Origin of the sequence: Halomicronema hongdechloris C2206 (assembly GCF_002075285.3) — a bacterium.
Taxonomy (GTDB): domain Bacteria; phylum Cyanobacteriota; class Cyanobacteriia; order Phormidesmidales; family Phormidesmidaceae; genus Halomicronema_B; species Halomicronema_B hongdechloris.
In genome coordinates this window covers 785,742-808,394 of sequence record NZ_CP021983.2, presented here as the reverse complement: position 1 = coordinate 808,394, position 22,653 = coordinate 785,742, and the positions used below count along the sequence as shown (strand labels likewise).

The 22,653-nt window shown below is 55.8% G+C and carries 22 protein-coding genes and 1 pseudogene; 10 read left to right on the top strand and 13 right to left on the bottom strand.

Annotated elements, in window-relative coordinates; genetic code table 11:
• The first annotated feature begins 2 nt into the window (after positions 1–2).
• From XM38_RS03810 to XM38_RS28610, 7 genes and pseudogenes are all read left to right on the top strand, one after another.
• A complete protein-coding gene (locus tag XM38_RS03810) occupies positions 3–557 on the top strand; it encodes a Uma2 family endonuclease (protein WP_080808787.1) in 555 nt (184 codons plus the stop codon).
• A gap of 20 nt (positions 558–577) precedes the next feature.
• Complete coding sequence (locus XM38_RS03805; protein WP_202978818.1) at positions 578–1,846, top strand: RAMP superfamily protein; 1,269 nt, start codon at positions 578–580, stop codon at positions 1,844–1,846.
• A 15-nt stretch (positions 1,847–1,861) separates the two neighbouring features.
• The gene (locus XM38_RS27415) at positions 1,862–2,290 is read left to right on the top strand and encodes a hypothetical protein (protein WP_202978817.1); all 429 of its coding nucleotides are present in this window, start codon (positions 1,862–1,864) and stop codon (positions 2,288–2,290) included.
• A gap of 237 nt (positions 2,291–2,527) precedes the next feature.
• A pseudogene (locus XM38_RS28615) lies at positions 2,528–2,620 on the top strand (transposase); the annotation flags it as partial.
• A gap of 148 nt (positions 2,621–2,768) precedes the next feature.
• Positions 2,769–3,524, top strand: coding sequence for a hypothetical protein (locus XM38_RS03795; RefSeq protein ID WP_088429126.1), 756 nt, complete (start codon positions 2,769–2,771; stop codon positions 3,522–3,524).
• A 107-nt stretch (positions 3,525–3,631) separates the two neighbouring features.
• Entirely contained in the window at positions 3,632–4,102 is a 471-nt protein-coding gene (locus XM38_RS03790) for a hypothetical protein (RefSeq protein ID WP_088429124.1), read from the top strand.
• A gap of 104 nt (positions 4,103–4,206) precedes the next feature.
• On the top strand, positions 4,207–4,398 hold the full coding sequence (locus XM38_RS28610; RefSeq protein ID WP_088429122.1) for a chlorophyll a/b-binding protein: 192 nt from the start codon (positions 4,207–4,209) through the stop codon (positions 4,396–4,398).
• Between the two features lie 34 nt (positions 4,399–4,432).
• On the opposite strand, the gene XM38_RS03780 is transcribed toward XM38_RS28610, so the two are convergent.
• The 10 genes from XM38_RS03780 to rimP all read right to left on the bottom strand — a co-directional run bounded on the left by XM38_RS03780 (position 4,433) and on the right by rimP (position 15,593).
• Positions 4,433–5,239 carry a M56 family metallopeptidase gene (locus XM38_RS03780; protein WP_225889436.1) on the bottom strand — a complete coding sequence of 269 codons (807 nt, stop codon included), beginning with the start codon at positions 5,237–5,239 and terminating at the stop codon, positions 4,433–4,435.
• Positions 5,240–5,283: 44 nt separating this feature from the next.
• A complete protein-coding gene (locus XM38_RS03775; protein WP_080808798.1) occupies positions 5,284–5,703 on the bottom strand; it encodes a BlaI/MecI/CopY family transcriptional regulator in 420 nt (139 codons plus the stop codon).
• A 74-nt stretch (positions 5,704–5,777) separates the two neighbouring features.
• On the bottom strand, positions 5,778–6,692 hold the full coding sequence (locus XM38_RS03770; RefSeq protein ID WP_080808801.1) for a class I SAM-dependent methyltransferase: 915 nt from the start codon (positions 6,690–6,692) through the stop codon (positions 5,778–5,780).
• A 592-nt stretch (positions 6,693–7,284) separates the two neighbouring features.
• Complete coding sequence (locus XM38_RS03765) at positions 7,285–8,169, bottom strand: DUF4349 domain-containing protein (protein WP_088429120.1); 885 nt, start codon at positions 8,167–8,169, stop codon at positions 7,285–7,287.
• 196 nt (positions 8,170–8,365) lie between these two features.
• Entirely contained in the window at positions 8,366–8,566 is a 201-nt protein-coding gene (locus XM38_RS03760; RefSeq protein WP_080808810.1) for a hypothetical protein, read from the bottom strand.
• 229 nt (positions 8,567–8,795) lie between these two features.
• Complete coding sequence (locus XM38_RS03755; protein ID WP_080808813.1) at positions 8,796–9,890, bottom strand: low-complexity tail membrane protein; 1,095 nt, start codon at positions 9,888–9,890, stop codon at positions 8,796–8,798.
• A complete protein-coding gene (gene infB, locus XM38_RS03750; RefSeq protein WP_088429118.1) occupies positions 9,890–12,904 on the bottom strand; it encodes a translation initiation factor IF-2 in 3,015 nt (1,004 codons plus the stop codon). Before infB ends, XM38_RS03755 begins: the two co-directional genes overlap by 1 nt.
• A gap of 257 nt (positions 12,905–13,161) precedes the next feature.
• Positions 13,162–13,446, bottom strand: coding sequence for a YlxR family protein (locus XM38_RS03745; RefSeq protein ID WP_080808818.1), 285 nt, complete (start codon positions 13,444–13,446; stop codon positions 13,162–13,164).
• A 79-nt stretch (positions 13,447–13,525) separates the two neighbouring features.
• Positions 13,526–15,058, bottom strand: coding sequence for a transcription termination factor NusA (nusA, locus tag XM38_RS03740; protein WP_088429116.1), 1,533 nt, complete (start codon positions 15,056–15,058; stop codon positions 13,526–13,528).
• 64 nt (positions 15,059–15,122) lie between these two features.
• Complete coding sequence (rimP, locus tag XM38_RS03735) at positions 15,123–15,593, bottom strand: ribosome maturation factor RimP (RefSeq protein ID WP_080808823.1); 471 nt, start codon at positions 15,591–15,593, stop codon at positions 15,123–15,125.
• A gap of 218 nt (positions 15,594–15,811) precedes the next feature.
• On the opposite strand from rimP, the gene XM38_RS03730 reads away from it, so the two are divergent.
• A complete protein-coding gene (locus XM38_RS03730) occupies positions 15,812–16,606 on the top strand; it encodes a Crp/Fnr family transcriptional regulator (protein WP_080808826.1) in 795 nt (264 codons plus the stop codon).
• 34 nt (positions 16,607–16,640) lie between these two features.
• On the opposite strand, the gene XM38_RS03725 is transcribed toward XM38_RS03730, so the two are convergent.
• Positions 16,641–18,104, bottom strand: coding sequence for a hypothetical protein (locus tag XM38_RS03725; RefSeq protein WP_088429115.1), 1,464 nt, complete (start codon positions 18,102–18,104; stop codon positions 16,641–16,643).
• A gap of 289 nt (positions 18,105–18,393) precedes the next feature.
• Between XM38_RS03725 and XM38_RS03720 the strand changes: the two genes are divergently transcribed.
• Positions 18,394–19,329: an alpha/beta fold hydrolase gene (locus tag XM38_RS03720; RefSeq protein ID WP_080808832.1), complete on the top strand. Its 936-nt coding sequence runs from the start codon at positions 18,394–18,396 to the stop codon at positions 19,327–19,329.
• Positions 19,330–19,368: 39 nt separating this feature from the next.
• Here the strand turns inward: XM38_RS03720 and XM38_RS03715 are convergent, their stop codons facing one another.
• Positions 19,369–20,262, bottom strand: coding sequence for an ROK family protein (locus XM38_RS03715; RefSeq protein ID WP_080808834.1), 894 nt, complete (start codon positions 20,260–20,262; stop codon positions 19,369–19,371).
• A 105-nt stretch (positions 20,263–20,367) separates the two neighbouring features.
• Here XM38_RS03715 and ilvA point away from each other — a divergent pair, with 105 nt between their 5' ends.
• A complete protein-coding gene (ilvA, locus tag XM38_RS03710) occupies positions 20,368–21,882 on the top strand; it encodes a threonine ammonia-lyase, biosynthetic (protein ID WP_080809199.1) in 1,515 nt (504 codons plus the stop codon).
• A gap of 206 nt (positions 21,883–22,088) precedes the next feature.
• Here the strand turns inward: ilvA and XM38_RS03705 are convergent, their stop codons facing one another.
• Complete coding sequence (locus XM38_RS03705) at positions 22,089–22,346, bottom strand: hypothetical protein (RefSeq protein WP_080808837.1); 258 nt, start codon at positions 22,344–22,346, stop codon at positions 22,089–22,091.
• Positions 22,347–22,653: the final 307 nt, after the last annotated feature.

Below are 22,653 nucleotides of genomic sequence, written 5' to 3'. Positions count from 1 at the left end.
CCATGACCATTTCAACCTCATCGCTCACCCTGGAAGCATTCCTAAAACTCCCTGAAACCAAGCCCGCCTCTGAATTTATCGATGGCAAAGTCATCCAGAAACCCATGCCACAAGGGGAACACAGCCTGCTACAGGGAACCCTGTGTGAAACGATTAATCAGCAAGCCAAGGCGGCCAAAGTCGCCATGGCCTTTCCTGAATTGCGCTGTACGGTTGCTGGTCGATCCATCGTGCCTGATGTGGCGGTATTTCGCTGGAGCCGCATTCCTCGTCAACCCTCAGGGCGCATCGCCAATCGCTTCACCATTCACCCAGACTGGTCGATCGAAATTCTCTCACCTGAGCAGAGCCAGACTCGCGTGTTAGGCAACCTGCTGCACTGTGCCCAACAGGGCACCGAACTGGGCTGGTTGCTTGACCCGGAGGAAGAAACGGTCCTGGTGGTTTGGTCCGATCAGCGGGTGCAGTTGCTCAGGGGGGATGTTCCCCTGCCAGTGCTGACGGATATTAACCTCTCCCTCACCGCAGACCAACTGTTTGGTTGGTTGATGGTTTAAATCTCGATTCAGGTATCCCCATGGCTCACTCCTCTACGATCGCCAACCAAGTCCCCCTGATGTTTCGGGCCCAAGTGGAGGGTCGCTGCCAGGTGCAGCGGCTGATCCCTAAGGCCCCCGAGCAAGATGCCGAGCGCTGGGCCGATGAATGGGTCGACAAGGCCTATCCAGAGGCGCCTGATTTTGGCAAAGACGTGCAAACCCGCACCTATGCCTTGAGCTGGCGCTTCATTACCAATAGCGGCCAAGACGATGGGGTGATTCGTCCGGTGATTGGGGCCAGGGGTTGGCCCTTTTACCCCGGCAGCAGCATGAAGGGCGTGTTCCGCCAGGCGGCTCGGCAGCTGGAACGGACGGGGGAATTACCGGAAGGGACATGCGATCGCTACTGCGGCGAAAAACTAGAAAATGATGACTTTCGCCCCGGCATTTTACGATTTCATGGCGGTTACCCCACCGATACCCGCTGGACTCAGAACCTGGTGGATATTGTCCATCCCCAGCAGCAGTGGCAGGTGAAATCTGGAGAGAAGGAAGGCGGGGCATTCATACAGATCTCCCTCTATAAACCTAAGCTGGCAGTCGGCATCTCCAGCACTACTCCCCTGGATGACCTTGAATGGGAGCAAATCTGGCATATTTGGGAAACGGCGCTGTCCCTGGGGCTGGGCTGTCGCGTCAGTGCCGGTTATGGTCAACCCCAACAACGCAGCAGCGATATTCTCTACCGCACGCGCCTCAAGGGGCAGGGTCAGGCTGCCAAGCTAGTGGATGGCACCGGAGAGTTTCGCCCCAACGTATTTCGCGCCGCCATCCGGGGCCATGCCCTGCGTATCTTTGGCGGCTTAACCAGTGCAGATCAAGCTGAAGGTTTGGTCCAGGAGCTGTTTGGCGGCATTAGGGGTGGAGCCACTGTGGGCTTGCTGAGTATGGCCTTTCTCGACACCCAGTTGGAGCTAGATGATTTTGGGCAAGGTTCTTATAGTCAGCCTACTTACACGGTGGAGGGAGAACTGCTCTGGCGGCTCACCCGAGACCTACCTCAGCCCCAGCGGCAAGCCCTAACGAAACTGATTGAAGCCTTGACCCGCTTTGCCATGGTCTTCGGTGGCTTTGGCAAATCCTGGCGCCGGGCCGACCATCGTCTGGTCTATCCCGACTACTATGACCAGGGCTACAAACCGCTGATCGGCTGCCACTGGGAATGGTTGGGTAAACGGTCCCAGGTACGGGATGTACGGGTGCGCAAGCTGGAAAAAGTAGGGGATTTCATTGCCGAAGTGCGCTAGGCGGCCCGAGAGTGGATGCAGTTGCAAACCGTGACGCCCCAACCCGATACCCATGCCAACTGGCGAGAAGCCTGGCATCCAGACAGGGTGCAGGTGTGGGGACGTGAAACCGATGGCCTGGACGATTGTGAAGCGGTGCGATGGCTGCATGGCCCCTATCGAGAGGCGATTCCGTCGGTTGGCATTCCCGAGGGATCAATTTATCGGTCATCAATGACGGGGCAAATGGGAACTATTGGGCGGCTGTGGCATCGCATGTATCCCAAAGTGCGGCTGGTGAAAGATCCTGAGAATCCTAGAAAGCCCATGCCCTTAGTCACCCGGCAATATTGCGAGCTGGTCACCCTGTTTCCCGATGGCTCAGTGGAATCGGAGGAGTTGCTGGCGTTTCTCAATGGCCAGCAAACGCTATTCAAAAAGCTATGGCCGATGCCGCGACATTGAAGGATTAACACCGATTCTGCAAACCCTACACGTGGTACCCCACCGCCCGTCGGGGCGCACGGCCGTGCGCCCCGACCAATAGCCTGGGCGCCCGACCGATAGCCTGGGCGCCCCGACCGATAGCCCGTGCGCCCCGACCAATAGCCTGGGCGCCCCTATCCCATGTGTGATCTGCAGACATACGCCTCCACCCGATATTCAGGGAATTCTAACTGGAGAAGCGATCGCATATCTCTGATGAACTACGACCCCGAAAACCACCATCGTCGTTCCATTCGACTGCAGGGATACGATTATGGCTCCGCCGGGATGTATTTCATCACAATCTGCTGCCTTGGCGTGCCAGGGGGACCCAGCCAACCAGGGAGCGTATTGAGCAAAATTATTAAGCTGAGGAAATGGCGTTAATCTAACGTTATTTTAGGAATAATTCGCTATCCTACAGGGAAGCTCGTGGGTTAGTCCTGGGGAATTGGCAATGACACCATCCGCTGCACCGCAAACACTCTCAAATCGTCAGGTCATCTGGGTCTTGGCTGGCAGCGTTGGCCTAGCGTTGGCCGTTGGTAGCTTAGTGCGCTTGATGACTGCCTCGCCGGAACAGGCAGACGTTTCGACTCCAAAGGTCGTCACAGAGACTAGCCCAGCACCGCCCTTGTTCACCTCTCCCTTGGCCTCGACAACATCACTACTGACATTGGCCGATCCCGGGCTGTTACAGCCATCCGATAAGGCAGCCCGATTAGCCCAGGTGACTGCTGGACGGACCGATCCCTTTGCTCCCCTGACCCGACCCTCCCTAACTGGTCCAGACGCGGCGACGGCGACGCCAGTTGCCACCGCTGCGACCACGACTCCAGTGGCTGTGGCGACGCCTCCCCAGAGCCTGCCAACTGTATCCGTCACTGCCCCCCCGGCTTCCTTGCCCCCCTTACCTAGCCGTGAAGTTGCCCCCGAGACACCTGCAGTAGCGGCAGCGTCTTCTCCTGCCCGAAACCCAGTAGATGCCCTTGAACTCAGTGGGGTCGTGCAAGTTGGCGATCGCATCCATTTAATTGTGAAAGAACCCAATGCCAAAACCAGCCGTTACGTCAGTGTCGGAGATAGCTTAGCGGGTGGGCGGGTGCGAGTCCATCGTATTGAGATGTCCGAGGAGCCGGTTGTCATTCTCGCTTACAATGGCCAACACTATACCCGCACCATCGGTAGCATGGTGGTTGCCGGTATGCTCTAAGCAATTAAGCAATGTCCCCATGATTGCCTTCATCTCCTCCTATGGCTTGGTTATCATCTAACCCGCAGCAGACGCATCAGGGAAGGGAACGGTCAGGAGCCGAACCAGTGCGACTCAGCCTGACAAATCAGTATCTCTGTCCAGTCTGCCGCCATGGCCATATTCACGCCTTGGTCCTGATGGAGTCGTTTTCTTGCGACTTTTGCCGACATATGTTTGCGGCCAATCTGAGTGAGCAGACCATTCACATGGTCGATGGTACCCAGCCCACTGGTTGGCGGTGGAACGGTCGTACTTGGAAATCCCTGCGCCAGGGAGATCTGGATATGACGCTGATGGTCTGGATCGTGGGCATTTTGCTCATCATTGCTCCGGTCGGCCTGATCAGTGTGTCAGCTTACATGTTTCCACCCTTAGATGAGGCGTTGGCTTGGCCGATTGCCTGGGCCATCATCACCCTGCTGACCCATATGACTCTGGTGGTGTGGTTGTTGGCTGAACACTATCAGGTGTCTACGTACATTGCCATCAAGGTACGGCTGCGGCAGCTAATAGAGCGTTTTCAGGCAATCACCTAGGCAGTTCTCACCCTTCTACCAAGAAAATGCAACAAGTATTTACATTGCGTTACGATGTGGGCAGATAGATGGATATGCTGCCATGACGCCCAACGGATACACCCCTGAAGCGGGCAATCCGCCTGAATAATTTTGCGGTTGAGCCTAAAGTTTATGGCGATGACCATCAGCGATTTGGCTTCAACCGATATGCCGAGCAGCTGAATGGCCGCTTGGCCATGATCGGGTTTGTCTCGGCCCTCCTGTTTGAAGCCCTGACTGGTCAAGGGGTGTTTGGCTGGCTGACGCGGCTTTAGATTGCGCCAGTTGCCTCATCCCTGGCCAATTCCCTCACTGGTGCAACAAAATTGTCAGCAAGGGAAGTAGGGCCATAGACCACCCAGGATAAGGAAAAACTGAGGCAGGACTATCGACTGAGTCAGTAGCAGCAGCGTTTAGCAGGGCATCGACTCGCTCTTCTAAACGGTTAAGAGAAGCCTCGTGTAGTGAGATGGCGCCGGGAATGGCCAGCGATTGCTGCATAGCCGCTAATTTGACGAGCACGCTAGCCAGCAGTAGAGGATCGACCCGTTGGCTAGCCCACTGATCGGCCCGCAGCTCTCGCAGTAGTAGCAGGTCTTGCCAAAAGTCTTCACTACGAGGTAACCAGCCACTCCAGCGCCTGAGCCAGCCTAGCCAGAAAAACCAGAAGGGATCTTGGTAGTGGCAGTGGGCCGCTTCGTGGGCTAGGACAGCTGAGAGTTCTTCCTGGTTGAGCTCCTGCAAGAGCCCTTGACTGAGGAGGGTTTTTGGTTGCCAGATGCCTGTTTGAGCGGCATAGGGAATGGCTACGGGCAAAATGCTGACAGGATGATCGTCGGCTAGGGCTAGGACTGGTAAGTGCTTTGTCTGCTGATGCGATCGCACCATTTGTCCGCCAGCCCAGACTAAGTGCCCTAGGGCAATGCCCCACCATAGCAAGGCCAAACCACAGCCCCCATGGCTGACCGGCAGACCTAGCATGTGGCCATGTCCCCCCATGCCCAAGACCGCCAAAGCCATCGTCAAGAGCAACAGCGGCGGTAGGGAGAATCCTTGCAGGGTAGACCACCAGCGCTGTGGCCAAGATCCCTGAGGTCGCGGCCAAAGCAGACGCATGACCACAGCCAGCAGCCCTATCAGTAGCAATAAGCTCAGATGCATCAAGGCGCTTGTCGTTGCTGTCGAATGGCTTGGATACGCCGGGCAATGGCGTCTAGTTGCTCTACGCTAGCAGTATCGAGACTATCGGCGAAAGCCGCCACCACATCGGGATTACCAACCGCCAGAAAGTCCGCTAGCTGTTGGTGAGCCTTCCAGACGGCGGCCTCCTGGGATGACACGACTGGGTACCAGCGATAGGGACGCTGGCTGCGATCGCAGGTAACCCATCCCTTTTTACCGAGACGCTGCAGCACCGTCATTACCGATGCATAGGCCAATTCCCGATCAGGATCCCTAAGGATATACCCATGGATAGCCGTGGCCGTGGTCAAGTTCGCTTGCCATATGATCGCCATGATTTCCTGCTCTAACGGTCCCAGGGAGAGTTGGCGGGGCCGTTTCTGCGGAAGGGGGGCCATAGGGATTTGTCTCCAGCCTAGAAGCCATAGCCTTAGTGTAACTGGGCATGGAACCTCTAGTCTCCAGAGAGTTCCTATGAGTAATCGGCAACGGCTCGAACCGCCACACACAATAGCGAGAGGGCCGCTTCGTCAGACCAGGGGTTAATGCCTGAGAGTATTTGCCCTAGGGGGTAGCGCCAATGGGGAAAGGAACCGCGTTGGCCCTGTAAGGTCTCGGCTCCTAGGGTTTGGTTATGGGGATAGAGATTGACCTGAAATCCAAGCTGGCCCAGGCTGCCTCGGAAGAATTCGGCAGTGACGCCATGGCCGGGATGGTGATGAATTTCGGTGGCCAGGGCATAGGTCCGCTCATGGGGATCCATGTCCAAGTCCTTTAGGCAGCGGGCATAGAGATGGTGACGAATCCGATACATAGCCATGCCCAGGCCTCGATAGTTCCAGGCCTGCAGTTGGGGATCGTGATCGATGACTAGCTTGCCGCCGGGCTTGACTAGGCGAGCTGCCTCGATTAGGACCCGCTCCATATTTTCGCAGTGGTGCAGGGTGGCATTGAGGAGGACTAGATCGGCCATGTGCGATCGCAAGGGCATTTGATGGGCATCAGCCAGTAATGGCACATAGCCGATCTCCTGCGCTAGGGCCAGCGATCCCAAGGCCACATCCACCCCAATCAACAACCGCGGCTGTCCGCCCACCGTGGCAAACACATTGCCAGGGCCACAGCCCACATCTACCACAATCTTGTCATCCCAGGTGCCAGTCGCTGCTTGCCAGCGCTCCTTAAAACCATCGGTACGATGACAGGCATTGAAATAGTTCAAGGCCCAGTCGGGATGATCGAAATAGTTACTATTGGCCGTAATCGCTGGACTCGGCGTTAGGGCAGTGTCTACAGGAATAGGGCCAGAAAAGTCAACAGTATGGTCAGCGACCAAGAAAGGATGCAGGGGTTGATAAAGGCTGTTTTGGGTAATTGATGAGGTCATTTTATTAAATCTAGGTGGGTAGTATACACCAGGCTCAGTTCATTATTTAATGCAGCCTGAGCGCTGGTCTCTACGGTAAATTTTTTGACGTAACGCTCAAGCAAAATAGCATGCTGCTTTAAGGTAAGTGTCTATAAGTGTCTAAACATTGCTACTCGGGTGAAAGATACTGCGATCATTACAAGCGATATCCCATTGACAAAAATCAATAAAAAAATTAGAAAATAGACTGGGCACGAATCTCAGATTGCTGCAATGTAATGCTCAGCTTAATCGCCCCCATTGCTCCCCAGCACTTTCCTTTGTCCTTAACGAATGTCCTTAACGAAATCTGTCTCCAGGGCTCAGGGGAGGTGGGACAACTTCAAATGGAATCCGTGTAACTTCAATCGTACTGCTTGCCTCTAAAATCCTCGTTTAAGTTCTCGCTGCTGCGAATGAAAATACTGTGAATCTTTACGGACGCGATCCCACGACAAAACAGCAGAATTCTAGAGAAAAGGGCCGATTAACTAGCAGTTCCCAGGACTTTCTAGCAGTAGTACTCGCACAGCATTACCCGCCCAGAGGCACGGGATCTCCTTGTTACCACTCAAGAAGAGGACTGGGCCTGCCGTTGCCAACGGCGATACCCCCAAGCTGCTGCCAACACCAGCGCCCAATAGGGACTGTAGGCAATCAGCCAGAGACTGAGGCGCAACACGCCAGTACTGAGGTCGCTGACGGAATGGGTAGCCTGCTGCCAAGTATTGGTTAGGGTCTCCGCCAAGGGAGGGTTGGTGGGGACCGGAGTGACCGTTGCTTCCAGCTGCACCTGCACCGTGGCGTAGGTTACCTGGGTGTTCAATTGCTGTCGTTGCGCCTCGAGGCGTTCGATGGTTTCCCGGACATTGCTCAGTTCTTGAGCCACCTGCAGCACATCTGCCACCGATCCAGAGCGCTCCATGAGCGTCAATAGAGTTTCCTCTGACTTGCGTAAATTCCGCAGCCGGGCCTGCAGATCCACCAACTGGTTTGACACATCGGTAACTGTGACCTGTTGCTGCTGGACTTCACCCAGCTGTCGCAGGGCGTCTAGGGTCGCTTCTAAGGCACTCTGAGGGATCCGTAGCCGCAGTGAAACTTGACGAGGTTGGCCGGTGTCTGGCTGCTGATCTCGAAGATTCAGGATATCCCCTTGCTGCTGAACGGCCAGATCGTATATGGCGTCGATACCTGCCTCTACATCGGCTAACCGCAGCGACATGTTAGCTTGTTTCACCAACTGAGGCTGCCGTTCGGGTAAGGCAGAGGTATCTGCTGCCACCTCGGCGGTCTGATCCTGACGCGCCGGTGCCGCAGAATTCTCGGCGGTCATGGCCTCAGATACGGCCTCATTACTTGTCGACTCCGGTGTCGATATCGCACCACAACCCACTAACCAGAGCGCCGCTAATAATACTCCACCCCGGGCCCAATACGGTAACCGATAAACCATGATGACTTTCCTAGGCGATCATCACCAGTATGGGGTTAGCCTATTCACCGTGGGACGGGGTTTCCAATTGTGTAACGGCCAATAAAAAAATAACCATGGAGACCTGGGGATCTCCATCTCAGGCAAGGGTGCTATCAATGACTGCAGAATGCGTCACTGAGTTAACTAGCCCAGGTGGCTTAGCCTGGGGTCGTCCTTAATAAGCGAGAGTCTCGAGGGTTTCTCGTAGGTAACGACGAACCAATTGCTCTAGGGGCGTTTTTGCCAGATCCGTCTCACTCTGCTCTCCCTGCCAGCGCTGAAATCCAGAACTATTTGCGATCGCACACTTTAAACTCTGCCAAATAGTGGCATCATCGGCGAACTGATCAGCCTGGTGAGAAGAAAGCCTAGTCATAAATGCCTCGCTGCCAAAACCTAGATTATATTGGAGCCAGCCTCATACGAGCTCAATCTTAGGATAGCGCAGTCACCCAGGCTACATTGTGTTAGATGCCACAGAAATGCCGTCTAGTCTGTTAAGCAGCCATAAATGTGACGTGAAACATTATCCAAAATCGCACTCCACCGTCACTTGAGCACCTGATGGCTGTGTCAAGTCGGCGCTGTGGTTGGCAAATCAGCCCTTACTCTGACCTTGATTCAGCATCACCAGGCTCATCTGGCGACTGCGAGGATGACTCGTGCTCGTGCTCTGAATGCCCCTTTGGGGGCTGCACATCTGTCTCTTGAAGATGATAGCCATTGCTGTCGTCTGGCTGAGGGGCATCTGAGGAGACATGGGATTCTATGGCCGAGCTCTCCTCTGAGGAAGATTCTGGCCCATCCTGCCCGTCTCCCTCTGGGGAGTCAACAGATTCAGACTCGGCAGGTTGTGGGGCCTGGCCTTCATAATCCAGGGCTTCGACCGAGTCATCGACGGGCCAAGCTGCCAATCCTGCGTCGGTAGAGACATCAGCAGCCATCTCGGCAGCCGCCGGCTCTTCCTCTGGGGCTGGTTCTGTCTGCGAGACAATGGTGTCATCCGTCTCATCCCCATCTTCCTTATCTTCCTTGGCCAAAGGGGCAGGGGCTATTTCCTCTTGGTCGGTTACTGCTGGCTGGGACGGCGACTCAGGCGGGGCTTCAGCCGATGGTATTTCCAGTGGCGGTAGAATCTGGTTTACCCGCAGCCCAATCAAGGTGAAATCTTGGGGAATGGCCTCTGGAGCATAGGGATCTACCCCGTCTAAGGCAGTGGCTGGAGCCAATAGTACCCGCAGCACCCGCACAGGTACCTGAGTAAACAAATTGACCAGCAAAAATGCGATCGCAGCCACCAGCACCCCTACCCCTCGATTGGAGAAGGGAGTACTGTTCGCAGCTAAGGGAGCCAAGCGATAGAGCTGCCACAGTCCCCAGAGCAACGGCAAGGGAACCAGCAGAGACACCCCACGGCCGATGGGATCCTGAAACAGATGTAATAGGCGTCGTTGGTTAGGGCTCATCTGGTCTGGCTTCAGTGCCAACGCCACCAGGCTAAAGATGCAGAAAGGCCGCTGCCACTGCATCCACAACACAGGCAACACTCCTACAACCGCCAGCACTCCTAGTTCTAGCCAAACTGGCAGAACAGGGTCACCGGCAGCCAGCCCCAGTAAACAAACATCGAACCAAAGCGGTACAGCTGCCAGTCCTGCTAGGTGAATCCAGAGGTAGGGATCAAGCCGAAAAGACTGCATTACCGAGCCATTGCTAATGTGCGGCGCTTCGTCACCAGACGGAAGGCTTCAATAATGTCGCCTTCTTTCCAGTCATTAAAGCCATCAATACCAATACCGCACTCGAAGCCAGCCGCCACCTCTTTGACATCATCCTTCATGCGCTTCAAGGAATCGAGTTTACCAGTATACACCACCTCGCCCTGGCGCAATACCCGCAGATGGCAATTACGGGTAACCTTGCCGGACTGTACATAGGAGCCGGCCACTGAGCCCTTGCGCACCGGGAACACAGCGCGCACTTCTACCTGACCCAGGGACTCCTCGACCAGCTCGGGTTCCAGTAGGCCTTCCATGGCTCCCTGAATATCTTCTAGGAGCTTGTAAATGATGTCATAGTCGCGCACATCCACGCCTAGGCGATCTGCGGCTTGACGGGCCCCTGGTGCCAGAGTGGTATTGAAGCCAATAATCACAGCCCCACTGGCCGCAGCCAAATCCACGTCCGTTTCGGAAATTTCACCGGGAGCTGCCAGCAACACGCGCACCTGCACTTCGTTCTGAGGTAGCTGTTGCAACGCTGCCAAGATGGCTTCCAAGGAACCTTGCACATCGGCCTTGAGCAGCAGGTTTAGCTCCTTCAGATCTCCTTCCTGGGCTTGGGCTGACAAGGAACTCAGAGTTACCCGACGAGAGGCCATGGCCTGCTGCAGACGGGATTGGCGCTGCTCCGTCGCTCGAGAATCAGCCACGGCTCTAGCCTCTTTCTCATCACCGTAGACGGCAAACTCATCGCCAGCCGCCGGGACATCATTCAAGCCCAGCACCTCTACGGCAAAGGATGGTGAGGCCGAGGTGACTCGCTGACCCCGATCATCAATCATGGCTCGCACCTTACCAAAGACAGAGCCCGCGACAACAGCATCACCGACCTTCAGGGTGCCGTTTTGCACCAGTAGGGTCGCCACCGGTCCTCGGGCCTTATCGAGGTTGGCCTCAATCACTGTCCCCTTAGCCAGGCGATCTGGATTGGCCTGTAGATCTTCGATCTCAGCCACCAGGAGCAGCATTTCCAATAGATTATCGAGGTTCTCACCGGCAATCGCACTGACGGGCACCATGATGGCATCGCCGCCCCATTCTTCTGGCACTAGGCCATGTTCCATGAGTTCTTGCTTGACTCGATCAGGCTGGGCTGTCTCTTTGTCAATCTTGTTGATAGCAACCACGATCGGCACCCCAGCTGCCTTAGCATGGCTAATAGCTTCAATGGTTTGGGGGCGCACCCCATCGTCAGCCGCAACCACCAGGATGGCAATGTCGGTCACGCGGGCACCCCGAGCCCTCATAGCGGTAAATGCTTCGTGACCAGGAGTGTCGAGGAAGACAATCTGTTGAGAGTCGTCCTCATGGTCCACATCGACATGGTAGGCCCCAATATGCTGAGTGATACCACCGGCTTCTCCCTGGGCTACCTTGGTTTTGCGAATGGAGTCCAACAGGGTCGTCTTACCGTGATCAACGTGGCCCATGATAGTGACGACTGGCGGTCGCCGCACCAGGCTTTCCAGATCACTGTCATCTAACATCTCAGTGATCTTCTTGGCTTCAGATTCGGCTTCAGCAGTCTCCACCAGAATGTCGAACTCTTCAGCCACCATCTTGGCCGTGGGGACGTCTAGAGTCTGATTAATGTTAGCGGCGATCCCCTTGAAGAAGAGGGACTTGATGATATCGGTTTCAGGTACAACGATCTTGGCCGCCAGTTCGTGTACAGTCAGTTCGCTGGTTAGAGTCAGAATTTCTGGCCGCTCTTGCTGGGTGGCCTGCTCTTGCCGTTCCCGCCGTTGTTGACGACTACTGCCGCTGCGATCGCGACTAGGGGGTTTATAGGAGCGAGTCGCAGGTGCAGAGGGTTTCGAAGCAGATGCCTTCTTCTGCTTAGGGGGCCGAGCTAGGGACACACTTAGATTAGAGGAAGCATCGGACTGACCGCCGGATCCACCCTCAATCACTTCTTCGAGTTCGTCATCATCTTCAATGATGGCCTGACGCCGCTTGCTCTTCTTGTCAGCCTTGGGCCGCATTTCCTGCTCTTCATCAACAGGCTCTTCTCGAGTCTTGCGGCGTTGCGATCGCGATGGAGATGGCCGTTTCAGCAATGGTTCACGGGCAGAGTCATCCCTAGCATCCCTCGAGTCTTCGGTGTCATCTTGCTCAGGGGTGACGGGCTGCTCGTCTTGTTGCGGCTCTGATGGTTTGGGACGACGTAGCTTCGGCTTCGGCTTAAGCTTCGGCCCATCGTCGTCATCATCATCTACTTCCCGAATCGGGATAGTGGGTTGTCGAGCCGACTTCGCCGCCGGCTCGGAGGTATCAGCTTGAGCCCGGCGGTTGGTGACCTTGGGCTTAGGACGAGTCGGCTTGGGAGGCGGTCCAATCAGTTCTGGCTTGGGCTTACTAGGTGCCTTTGCCGCCGGAGCAGTAGCCTTATCTTCCGACGGCTCCGCGGGTTGCTCCTCTGGCTCCGGCGGACTAGCTGTCTTCGGCTTCGGTGGCTGAGGTGATTCAGCCTCAGCCTGGCCCGGGGATTGTGGACGACTCACCGGTGGTTTTAGCTGGGTGCTAGAGGGACGCGTCGGAGCCTCCGGACGGCTGGGAGGGGTCATCAGAGCATCAACCTCTCCCTGGCTGACTTCATCATTGTCGATAGCAGCAGGCTCCTCTGGCGATTGGGGAGGTTCAGGAGCATTCGGCGGTTTGGGCGCTGTTCGATGGCGACGAATTTCTAAGATTTGTTGCTTCCTTACTGGCGGACGCGCGCCATTATGAGCCTTCTCAGGTTGTCGAGGCTTAGCCTTACCAGCCCTTGCCGATTTAGCAGCCGACCGAATCTGGGCAGCGTCTTCACCAGTGATGGTACTGCTATGACTTTTTACGGCAATATTCAAGCGATCGCAGATCGCTAAAATATCCTTATTCTCTAAATCTAGTTCCCGTGATAATTCGTAAATTCTGATCTTGCCGTTGTTCATCCAAATCTCCCTCTGACAATCCTAGCTATGCCATATGCCCGTCCTATTTTTCTAACGAAACTACATCAACCTTCCTATGCAAACGACTCGTTACCTCACCCAAGCTGACCGTTGATAGGCTTATCGTCGGTCATCAAAGCAGAGCATAAAGACTATACTCCTCTTCTATTGAGTTTAATCAGTCACCGCTACAGCTGAACAGCGGGTAACAGTAGACAATCTTGGGGCAGTTGCCCATTTACTGACAGGACAGCCCTTCAATCTGGTGAGGAGCGCTCAGACCCCTTAACCGAGGAAGACTCCAACCGCTGCCAGAGCTCTTCGTAGATACTCGGTGGCACTGACGCTTTCAGGGCACGTCCGAGACGGTTCTTCTTTTGAGCTGTCCGGAGGCAATCTACCTGAGGACAGAGGTAAGCTGACCGCCCCATACCTTCATCTAATTGTACTGTCCGGCTGGGAAAAACGCGGACGATTCGCCAAAGGGCCGACTTCGGAGCCACTTTGCGGCAGCTGATACAGCGGCGTAGATTGGGTTTCATTGGCAGCCCCCACCCAGGATAGGAGCCAAACGATGGTCTCAATAAAAGGTGCTATTCCATACTAGTGGGCGGGGCTTGGTTACTCTTCTTCCCTTGGATAGGCTTCATCGCTTTCGACGGGGGTTTCGTCGACTGTGTCCTCTTCAAGGTCCTCTGCCAGCGTGTTCTCTTCCAGGGAATCCTCAGCCGACGCTGCGTTATCCGACACCGCCTCTGAAGCTGATTCTGCCGGCGTTGAGGCCTCTGGTGTGCCTGCCTCCCTGGCAGTTGCCCTCTCTTCTGTTGCCATGGCGGCATCAGCTAAGGATGGACCTGTCACAGGAGCTAGGGCTTCCTCTGCAGCCCCGTTCTCATCCTCTAGATTGGCCTCTAAATCGGTGGCAGTTGCTGCCGTAGCTGCTAGGGCTACTTGCTGCTGAGCTTCCCGCTGGGCTTGGATTTCAGCCTGTTTTTCATCTTCGGCGGCATAGTCATACTTAGCCGCATCCTTAATATCAATCTTCCAGCCCGTCAAACGGGCCGCCAGTCGTACATTTTGCCCTTCTTTACCGATGGCCAAACTGAGCTGATCTTCGGGCACCAACACATGGGCCTGCCGTTCTTCTGGGTTCATCAGGCGCACCTCATCCACCCGAGCTGGACTCAGAGCATTGGCGATATAGGTGGCGGGATCCGGAGACCAGCGAATCACATCAATTTTCTCGCCCCGCAGCTCATTCACGACGACCTGAATCCGAGAACCGCGGGCGCCGATACAGGCTCCTACCGGATCTACATCCCGTTCTACCGTATCCACTGCGATCTTGGTGCGAGGCCCCACAGAACGGGAGGGAGGATTGGCCTCCCGTGCCACCGCCACAATCCGCACAATTTCATCTTCGATTTCTGGTACTTCGTTGGAAAAGAGTTCTACCACCAAACTGGCATCGGCCCGAGACACCAGCAGTTGAGGGCCACGATGGGATCCTTCCGATACTTTTTTGAGCGCCACTCGAAAAGTAGCATTAGCCCGATAGTTGTCATTAGGCAGTTGATCGCGCTTCAGCAACTCAGCCTCGACCTCAGGCTGCCCGAGGCTGCTGCTGACGGCCATAATCACTGACTGACGCTCAAACCGTAGCACCCGAGCATTCAGAATCGTGCCCTCTAAATCCTGAAATTCTTCCTGGATCATCTTACGCTGCTGATCCCGTAACTTTTGGGCTAATACCTGCTTTGTTTGAATCGCTGCCATACGACCAAATTCCCGCTGCTCTGGGGTAACATCTAACACCACCGTGTCCCCCAATTGAGCTTCGGGAGCAACTTCCTGCACCTCTACCAGCGCGATCTCGTGATCAGCACTCTGCACCTCTTCAACGATGGCCTTGCTGGCTAAGACCCGAAATCCTTGCTCGCCATATTCATCGGTATCTAGCTCAATATCGAAATTGTCGAAATAATCTTCCTCAAATTGGACATTACCATCCATGCGCTGAGTGCGCCGATAGCGTTCATATCCCTTTAGTAAGGCTTCTCGTAGGGCATTTTCGACGGCGTGCTTAGGCAAATTGCGCTCACGGCTGATGTGGTCAATCAGTTCCTGTAAATTTGGCAAATTAACGAGAGACATGGCATACACCTCCAGGTAAAATGGTAGTGAGGGGGAGACCCGACAGGCTTGGAAAGGGGGCACCCTAGTCAACGGACTGATTACTGAGTTGAACTGATTCAACAGCTTTCCAGGGTAGGGAAATGGACTTACCTTTTTGATTGAGATAAAGGGTGGTGTCGTCGCGGCGAATTAATTGGCCTACCCACTGATGTTTACCCCGGTGGGGTGTGGATAGGTGCACCTCCACCATGAATCCTTTGAAGACTATGAAGTCCCGATCCGAGGTGAGCTGAGACGAAATGCCAGGACTAGAAATCTCCAGTACATAGGCATCAGGAATGATATCGGTAGCATCGAGTACTGCTTCGATGCCCTGACTCATTCGCTCGCAGTCATCTAATCCGGTATCATGCTGGCTGGGATTGCGCACATCAATCCGCAACACAGGCGGAGCCTGATTGGTCTGAAAAACCGCCCCGACGATCTCTAATCCCAACCGTTCGGCTACCGGAGCCGCTAAATCCAAAATTTGGGGGATGAGAGGATGTGTCATAGACCAACTCCCATAAAAAAAAGTGGGTACCAACCCACTTTCCTCAATACCTATCAGAAACGGGAGGACACCTTCTAAAAGCTGTCCATCGTTTATAGTAGCGCATTGCTCCCAGAACCGACCAAATCTACTCCTAACCTTCCTAATCCCTTCCTAATCCCTTCCTCCTCGACTCCATGGGACAATAAACCAGGGTTGGTACAAATTCCTGCTTCGCCATGGCTAAACCAGCCAAGCATGCTAATGCCTTTGACCCGATTGTGGTCCTGATCCAGGGGAACGTTTTGTTTCGGCACATGGAGCCCAGTTGGTTGGCGTCTTACCTGTCTCCTGACACGCTGATTTTAGAGAAACTTTATTCCAATCGCCCCGTATTTACAGCGTTTCGCCCCCAGACCTGGCTGGAGCATCTCTATGCCATCGTGGCGGGCGGGCCGGTGGTGGTGCGCAGCACTCCTCTCGATCGGATCATCGCCCTGACCTATCCCGGCGGGTGTTTCGGCATGCGAAACCTCGCCTTTAGCCATGGCCCGGTGTTGAGGGCTTTCCCGAGTCTAGTGGAAGCCTATAAAACCACCGATGTGATCAAATTACCCGTCGCCGCTGTCCAAGCCCTCTACCGAGATAGTGATGTGTTTCGGCAGCGGTATGATTTGCTATTTGAGATGCGAGAGAAGTTTCAATATCATCTGCTAAACTGCAGCACCTATCCTCCTCAGGCAGTGGCAGCCCTATTGCGGGCCCTGATTTATCAGGAACGATCCTTAGGCAACCAACCTAGCCTAGATGGTACCTACAGTTTTGACCTGCCAGTTGATATTATTGCCCGCGCCTGTCAACTGAACCATCGCACCGTGGAACAGGTACTCAAGGGGATGACCCAGATTGGCTTACTCAAGGCCGGTAAGGCAGCTGACTCCAACCCCGATACGGTACAGGTGGTGGATCCAGAGGCGCTAAAGCAGATCTATGGGGCGACTCGGGACAAGGTCTCCTGGTGGCCGCTCAGGTAGTGAGTAGGCAAGGGGGCTGAGGCTGCCTCGGGGTTTAGTTGGAGGAGGCGCGGCCTTCCTGAGTGACGTTGTAGAGGCGGTACCGTTCTTCCATCAGCTGTTCTATGTCCTCGGCGGCCAGGCGACGCACATAGTTGAGCTTGACCTCCTCCAGTAGGGCTACGGTCAGGGACTCGAATTCATCCAGGGTGTCATCTTGCTGCACCTCATGGCGTAGACGGTCGGTCAATTTGGCCACCAGGCTGCGGATCAGTACCGCTCCCTGATCATCCTCTAGGGTCTGCTTGAGGGCGTCATAGGCATTGGTAGATATCTCTGCAGCGAGGCGCTGGGCCAGTTGATCAGGCAGGGTGCCAATGCCAGGTAGCCGACGCAGGCCGCCATAGGCTGGGGCTTGGCCTAGCACCTGGTTAAGGCTATGGTTCAGTACGGCGTCGATTTCTGGTTTGATTTGGGGCAACACTTGCTCTACCAGGATGGTGATGAACCGTTGGGACATGACCTGTAGCTCATCGATGCCATTGATGTCGATGTAGCGGCGGCCGGTGCCGGCATCCACTAACCAGCGGGTGACATCTCCGGCTCGGATCAGGTTTTGACATTGATCGATAATGCGCAGGATCACGACCTCGGTGAGTTCAATCGCCACTTGGCTGATAAAGAAGCGATTGATGCGATTCCGTAAGGGCTGTAAATCGATCAACTGGGACTGATCGAGGCGAATGGCAACGGTGATGGTGCGGCTCAAGCCGAGGACGGGCATTCGCACGGCACTAAACGGCAGCACCATTAACAGGTCGTACCAACGCCACAAGAGGGCATCGAGCCAGGTGACATTTTTGTAGTGACGGCAGAGGTAGAAGGAGCGAGCTGCCAGCTCCAGACCAAATACAAGGATGAACCAACCGTCGATCTGCCAGAACCAATCCAAGGGTAAGCCGTCGATGCCAATGCGACGGAAGTAGTTGGTCTGCATCAACGGCTTGATGTCGTCGTTGAAGAAGTCTATTTCCTCAGACCAGGGATTTTGGCTCAGATGGTCTTGGCTCCAGAAGGTGCGAAAGGCGACTTTGGCAGAATCGGTACCGATGCGATCGCGCATCATGTTTTTGATCCGCTCTAGGGTGCCGGATTTATTGGCCACCTGAAAGGGGTTCTCATCGATTAGCTCGATGCTCTGCTGTTGCAGCTGGTTCAACAAGATAGTTGCCTGACGTGATTGCAGCCCGGTTTGGGCCACTTGCTCCTCGAGGCGATCCACGGTCTCTAGGTAGGTCACGGTGGATCGCTCTGGCTGAATGCCCTTATAGGTGGCGCCGTACCACTCAGTGAGCTCTGGCACGAACTTCAAATAAAAGTCTCGAAAGCGGATATAGCTGAGGTCGAATAGGACTAGGGCTAAGTTGACTAGGGCAATCAGAGCCATCAGGCGCTCAAACCAGAGCCATTTGGTACGGCGGCGGCGAGGAATTTTGTGGGAACGGGCGAGAGCAGCCATAGCACTGGACCACCTGATACGAATGCGACACGAAAGCAGTGTTACCCTATCAAGTTTTGTCAGCTGCCGATAGCAGCCTGGAAGCTAGTTCCCTGGATTTAAGAGGGGATTCGCTACCATCAAAACAGCCTGAAGGACTTGCTAGGGAAAAGTGCTGAGATTAAAGGGCTTATGGCTAGTTTGGTCTGGAATAGGGAGGTACCCAGCTCCGCTCCAGACCTGGCAGTCTTTCCTAGACAACCCTTCGGGGCTGGACTCGAACATGGTTTATTCACGATGGTTAACCGCGATGGTGACGATTTCTGACCGTAATCCCATTGATTCCTCTGGTGTTGGCCAGCACTGGACCTGGCGAGGACAGCCAGTCTATTACGTTCAAGCCGGACCCCCCCCAGGCGATCGCCCGCCGTTGCTATTGGTACATGGATTTGGGGCGTCTACCGACCACTGGCGGAAGAACCTGGCCGATCTCCAACATCAGTTTCAGGTGTGGGCCATCGATTTGGTGGGGTTCGGCCGCTCGGCTAAACCCCCCTGGCAGTACAGCGGTGATCTCTGGCAGGCCCAATTGCACGACTTTATTACCCAAGTCATTGGGCAACCAGTGGTGTTGGTCGGTAACTCCTTGGGGGGCTATGCCAGTCTCTGTGTCGCCGCTAATCATCCAGAGGCTGCCGCCGGGCTGGTGCTACTGAACAGTGCTGGCCCCTTCTCGGATGCTCAGGTCTCAACGGCTAAATCTAGCATTGGTGGTGCCCTGGCTAAGGCCCTACGCAGTGTCATGCTGCAGCCGCTGCCCAGTTGGCTGTTGTTTCAGTATGTACGGCGGCGGGCCACCATTCGCAAGACCTTGATGAAGGTGTATCTAGATGCCACGGCGGTGACTGATGATCTGGTAGAGGCGATCTATCGCCCCGCTTGTGACGCTGGCGCGGCTAGGGTATTTGCCTCGGTGTTTAAGGCGCCTCGGGGAGAACCGGTGGATGTCCTGCTAACTCGACTCTGCCCCCCCTTGCTGACGCTCTGGGGCGAGGGAGATCCCTGGATGGATACGCGGCAGCGGGGCGCCCGCTTTCGCCAGTATTATCCGCAGCTGACGGAGCATTATTTACCAGCAGGCCACTGCCCCCACGATGAGCGGCCAGAGTTAGTCAATGACTTGATGCGGGACTGGGTCTTGACTCGGGTGTGTGGCCAGCCGATTTCGGGCCCATATCCCGAGTAGGTAGTAGGGCACGGTGTAGTTCACGGCTGCCGCCCTGTCCTAGTCTCTGCCTAGCCCCAACTGCTGTAGGGCCAATTTGGCGGCCCCGACCCGGCCAGCCTGGCTGCCTAGTTGGGCGATACAGATCTGTAGATTGTCGTAGGAAGTGGCCATCACCCGTTGCTGCAGCTCGGTTAGGGTGCTGGGCAGAAACAGGTCGGCACTGGCACTGATGCCGCCGCCCAAAATGATGGCTTCCGGGGTGAGTAGGTAGACAGAACTGGCTAAACCGGCCCCCAGCCAGCGGCCATACTGTTGCCAAAATGCGATCGCATCGGCATCTCCGGCCCGGGCTCGAGCTGCCAAGTGACTGGGCTCTTGGCCGGTTTGTCGCCGCACCGCCTGCACCGAGCAGTATTGCTCTAGGGAGCCGCGATTGCCGCTATTGCAGGCGGGGCCCTCAGGGTTTAGGGTGACTAAGCCGGGTTCGGCGGCGGCCCCATGGCGCCCTAAAAACAGCTGACCATTCAGCATTACCGCCCCGCCGACGCCAGTGCCCAGGGTCAGCATGACGATATCGCGAAACGGTCGTCCCGCCCCCAGCCAGGCCTCCCCCAGGCAGGCACAGTTGGCGTCGTTGGCCACCACCGTGGGGCGGCCACCCTTGGCCTCTAAGTAGTCGGCCACGGGCACCTCGATCCAGCCGGCTAGGTTGATGGCAATGCGGGCTACCCGGCCGGCGGCATCGGCTGGCCCCGGCGTGCCGACCCCGATGGCGTGCACCTGGTGGTGAGGATCGAGGGATGCGATCGCAGCGGCCATCTGGGCCAAGACCTGATCCGGGTGCGGCGGTGCCGCCGTGGGCATAGTCAGCGATTGCAGACAGTCTCCCGCCTGGTTAAAGCGCCCTGCCTTAATGGCCGTGCCCCCTAAGTCAATGCCGATGACCTGCATCGCCCCTACAGACTACCCCCCACGAACTTGCTTCAGATTCTCCCATGGTCCTGGAAATACCCAGGCAGTGGTAGCGTGAGAATGTCGCCCATTACCCTCCCCTCCATGTCCAGCGACGGTTATCTAGAACGCATCCTCCTGGCTCGGGTCTATGACGTGGCCCAAGAGAGCCCCTTGGAAGTCGCCCCTAATCTATCCACCCGACTGCAGAACCAGGTACTGCTGAAGCGGGAAGACGTGCAGTCGGTGTTTTCCTTCAAGCTGCGGGGAGCCTATAACAAAATGGCCCATTTACCCCCAGAAAGCCTAGCCAAGGGCGTGATTGCCTCGTCGGCAGGCAACCATGCCCAGGGGGTAGCCTTGGGAGCTCGTCATCTGGGCAGTCGGGCCATCATCGTCATGCCCACCACCACTCCCCAAGTGAAGATTGACGCCGTCAAAGCCCGCGGCGGCGACGTGGTGCTCCACGGCGAAACCTACGACGATGCCTATAGCCATGCCCGCCAACTGGAGCGAGAAAAGGGCCTTACCTTCATCCATCCCTTCGATGATCCTGATGTGATTGCGGGCCAGGGCACCATCGCCATGGAAATCCTGCGCCAATATCAGCAACCGATTCATGCCATCTTCGTGGCCATCGGTGGCGGTGGCCTGATTGCCGGCATTGCCGCCTATGTCAAGCGGCTAAGGCCAGAGATCCAGATCATCGGCGTCGAACCCACCGATGCCGACGCCATGTACCAGTCCCTGCAGGCTGGACAGCGGGTGCGGCTAGAGCAAGTCGGCCTGTTTGCCGATGGAGTGGCGGTGCGGCAAGTCGGGGCCGAGACCTTCCGCCTCTGCCAGCGCTATGTCGACCGCATCATTCGGGTAGACACTGACGACACCTGTGCCGCCATCAAAGATGTCTTCGAAGACACCCGCTCTATTTTGGAACCGGCCGGCGCCCTAGCTGTGGCCGGCGCCAAGGCCTATGCAGAACAGCAGGGCATTCAGGGACAGACTCTGGTAGCCGTCGCCTGTGGTGCCAACATGAACTTCGATCGGCTGCGGTTTGTGGCCGAGCGGGCCGAGTTAGGGGAGCGGCGAGAGGCCATCTTCGCCGTCACCATTCCCGAGCGACCCGGCAGTCTGCGCCAATTCTGTGAGTGTATCGGCAAACGCAACCTGACCGAGTTCAACTACCGCATCGCCCACCAAGAAGAAGCCCACATTTTCGTCGGCCTGCAAATCCGCGACCGGGTCGATGCCGCCGAAATTGCCGCCAAGTTCGAGTCTCAGGGCTTCACTACCCTGGATCTCACCGATAACGAACTGGCCAAGATGCACCTGCGCCACATGGTGGGAGGTAAATCGCCCCTGGCCCAGGATGAATTACTCTATCGTTTCGAGTTTCCGGAGCGGCCTGGAGCCCTGATGAAGTTTGTCACCGCCATGAGCCCCAACTGGAACATCAGCCTGTTCCACTATCGCAATAATGGCTCCGACTACGGCCGCATCGTGGCGGGGATTCAGGTGCCCCCCCAAGATATGGACGACTGGCAAGCCTTCTTAGACACCCTGGGCTATCCCTACTGGGGCGAGAACCAAAACCCCGCCTATCACCTGTTTTTGGGCTAGTGAGCGAGATGAGCAGATAAATCATCACCTCATCGCTGCGGCACAGGAACTCGGGTGGAACGACAGGAGGCTTACTTCCTATGCCTCTTGGTAGCTGCCTGTGCTAATGGGAACACAACTGAGTAGGATTAAGGCAATGGCTGCAACACAGGTGCTCCTATTCAAACGGGATACCCTTCCCATGGATGCCACGATCAATAGAGGCGTTATTTCTGCTGCAGAGTACTAGTGGGTGAGGTCCCTCGGGCTTGCTGAATGGCTTGCAGCTGCCGTAAGAGTGCATCGGCCTCTGCCTGTAGGTGCTGTAACTCGACTTGGTGAGCTAGGGAGTAGGGAGATGTCTGATCTGCAATCCAGTTTGTAGGAGCAATGGCATGGGGGAAGGACGCTTCTGGGGGCCGTCTGGATTGCTCTAGGAGGGCATAGGGGGGCTCGCAGCGAGAGGGGGCCGACAGCATACTCATCGGGTGCTCCACAATTTAAGCGTGGCGTCAGGCGATTTAGGTGAATGCTTAAGTAGCATCCCATCCAACTCCTGAAATTGCATCGACAGATAGATGGATGAAGCGATGCCATGGATTCTAAACTAAATCAGCTGCTACAGATGGTATTGAGACTAACTCAGTGGTCTAGATGGAATTGTGGCAGTTTCTGAAGTGGATCAAGGGATTTTCTCTGTAGGTCTGTTCGGAGCACACGTTAGACTGAAGGACACGGTCTATTGCTCAAACGTCACTAAGGTCCCTGGGTTCACCTGGAGCAGTGTCGACG

Bases quoted from the DNA above. Each gene is read 5' to 3' on its own strand.
- infB (WP_088429118.1), bottom strand. From the start codon at position 12,904: ATGAACAACGGCAAGATCAGAATTTACGAATTATCACGGGAACTAGAT.
- nusA (WP_088429116.1), bottom strand. From the start codon at position 15,058: ATGTCTCTCGTTAATTTGCCAAATTTACAGGAACTGATTGACCACATC.
- XM38_RS03765 (WP_088429120.1), bottom strand. From the start codon at position 8,169: ATGGTTTATCGGTTACCGTATTGGGCCCGGGGTGGAGTATTATTAGCG.
- XM38_RS03795 (WP_088429126.1), top strand. From the start codon at position 2,769: ATGACACCATCCGCTGCACCGCAAACACTCTCAAATCGTCAGGTCATC.
- ilvA (WP_080809199.1), top strand. From the start codon at position 20,368: ATGTCCAGCGACGGTTATCTAGAACGCATCCTCCTGGCTCGGGTCTAT.
- XM38_RS03755 (WP_080808813.1), bottom strand. From the start codon at position 9,890: ATGCAGTCTTTTCGGCTTGATCCCTACCTCTGGATTCACCTAGCAGGA.
- XM38_RS03775 (WP_080808798.1), bottom strand. From the start codon at position 5,703: ATGGCCCCCCTTCCGCAGAAACGGCCCCGCCAACTCTCCCTGGGACCG.
- XM38_RS03810 (WP_080808787.1), top strand. From the start codon at position 3: ATGACCATTTCAACCTCATCGCTCACCCTGGAAGCATTCCTAAAACTC.
- rimP (WP_080808823.1), bottom strand. From the start codon at position 15,593: ATGACACATCCTCTCATCCCCCAAATTTTGGATTTAGCGGCTCCGGTA.
- XM38_RS03715 (WP_080808834.1), bottom strand. From the start codon at position 20,262: ATGCAGGTCATCGGCATTGACTTAGGGGGCACGGCCATTAAGGCAGGG.
- XM38_RS03780 (WP_225889436.1), bottom strand. From the start codon at position 5,239: ATGCGTCTGCTTTGGCCGCGACCTCAGGGATCTTGGCCACAGCGCTGG.
- XM38_RS03705 (WP_080808837.1), bottom strand. From the start codon at position 22,346: ATGAGTATGCTGTCGGCCCCCTCTCGCTGCGAGCCCCCCTATGCCCTC.
- XM38_RS27415 (WP_202978817.1), top strand. From the start codon at position 1,862: ATGCAGTTGCAAACCGTGACGCCCCAACCCGATACCCATGCCAACTGG.
- XM38_RS03720 (WP_080808832.1), top strand. From the start codon at position 18,394: ATGGTGACGATTTCTGACCGTAATCCCATTGATTCCTCTGGTGTTGGC.
- XM38_RS03730 (WP_080808826.1), top strand. From the start codon at position 15,812: ATGGCTAAACCAGCCAAGCATGCTAATGCCTTTGACCCGATTGTGGTC.
- XM38_RS03745 (WP_080808818.1), bottom strand. From the start codon at position 13,446: ATGAAACCCAATCTACGCCGCTGTATCAGCTGCCGCAAAGTGGCTCCG.
- XM38_RS03770 (WP_080808801.1), bottom strand. From the start codon at position 6,692: ATGACCTCATCAATTACCCAAAACAGCCTTTATCAACCCCTGCATCCT.
- XM38_RS03725 (WP_088429115.1), bottom strand. From the start codon at position 18,104: ATGGCTGCTCTCGCCCGTTCCCACAAAATTCCTCGCCGCCGCCGTACC.
- XM38_RS03805 (WP_202978818.1), top strand. From the start codon at position 578: ATGGCTCACTCCTCTACGATCGCCAACCAAGTCCCCCTGATGTTTCGG.
- XM38_RS03760 (WP_080808810.1), bottom strand. From the start codon at position 8,566: ATGACTAGGCTTTCTTCTCACCAGGCTGATCAGTTCGCCGATGATGCC.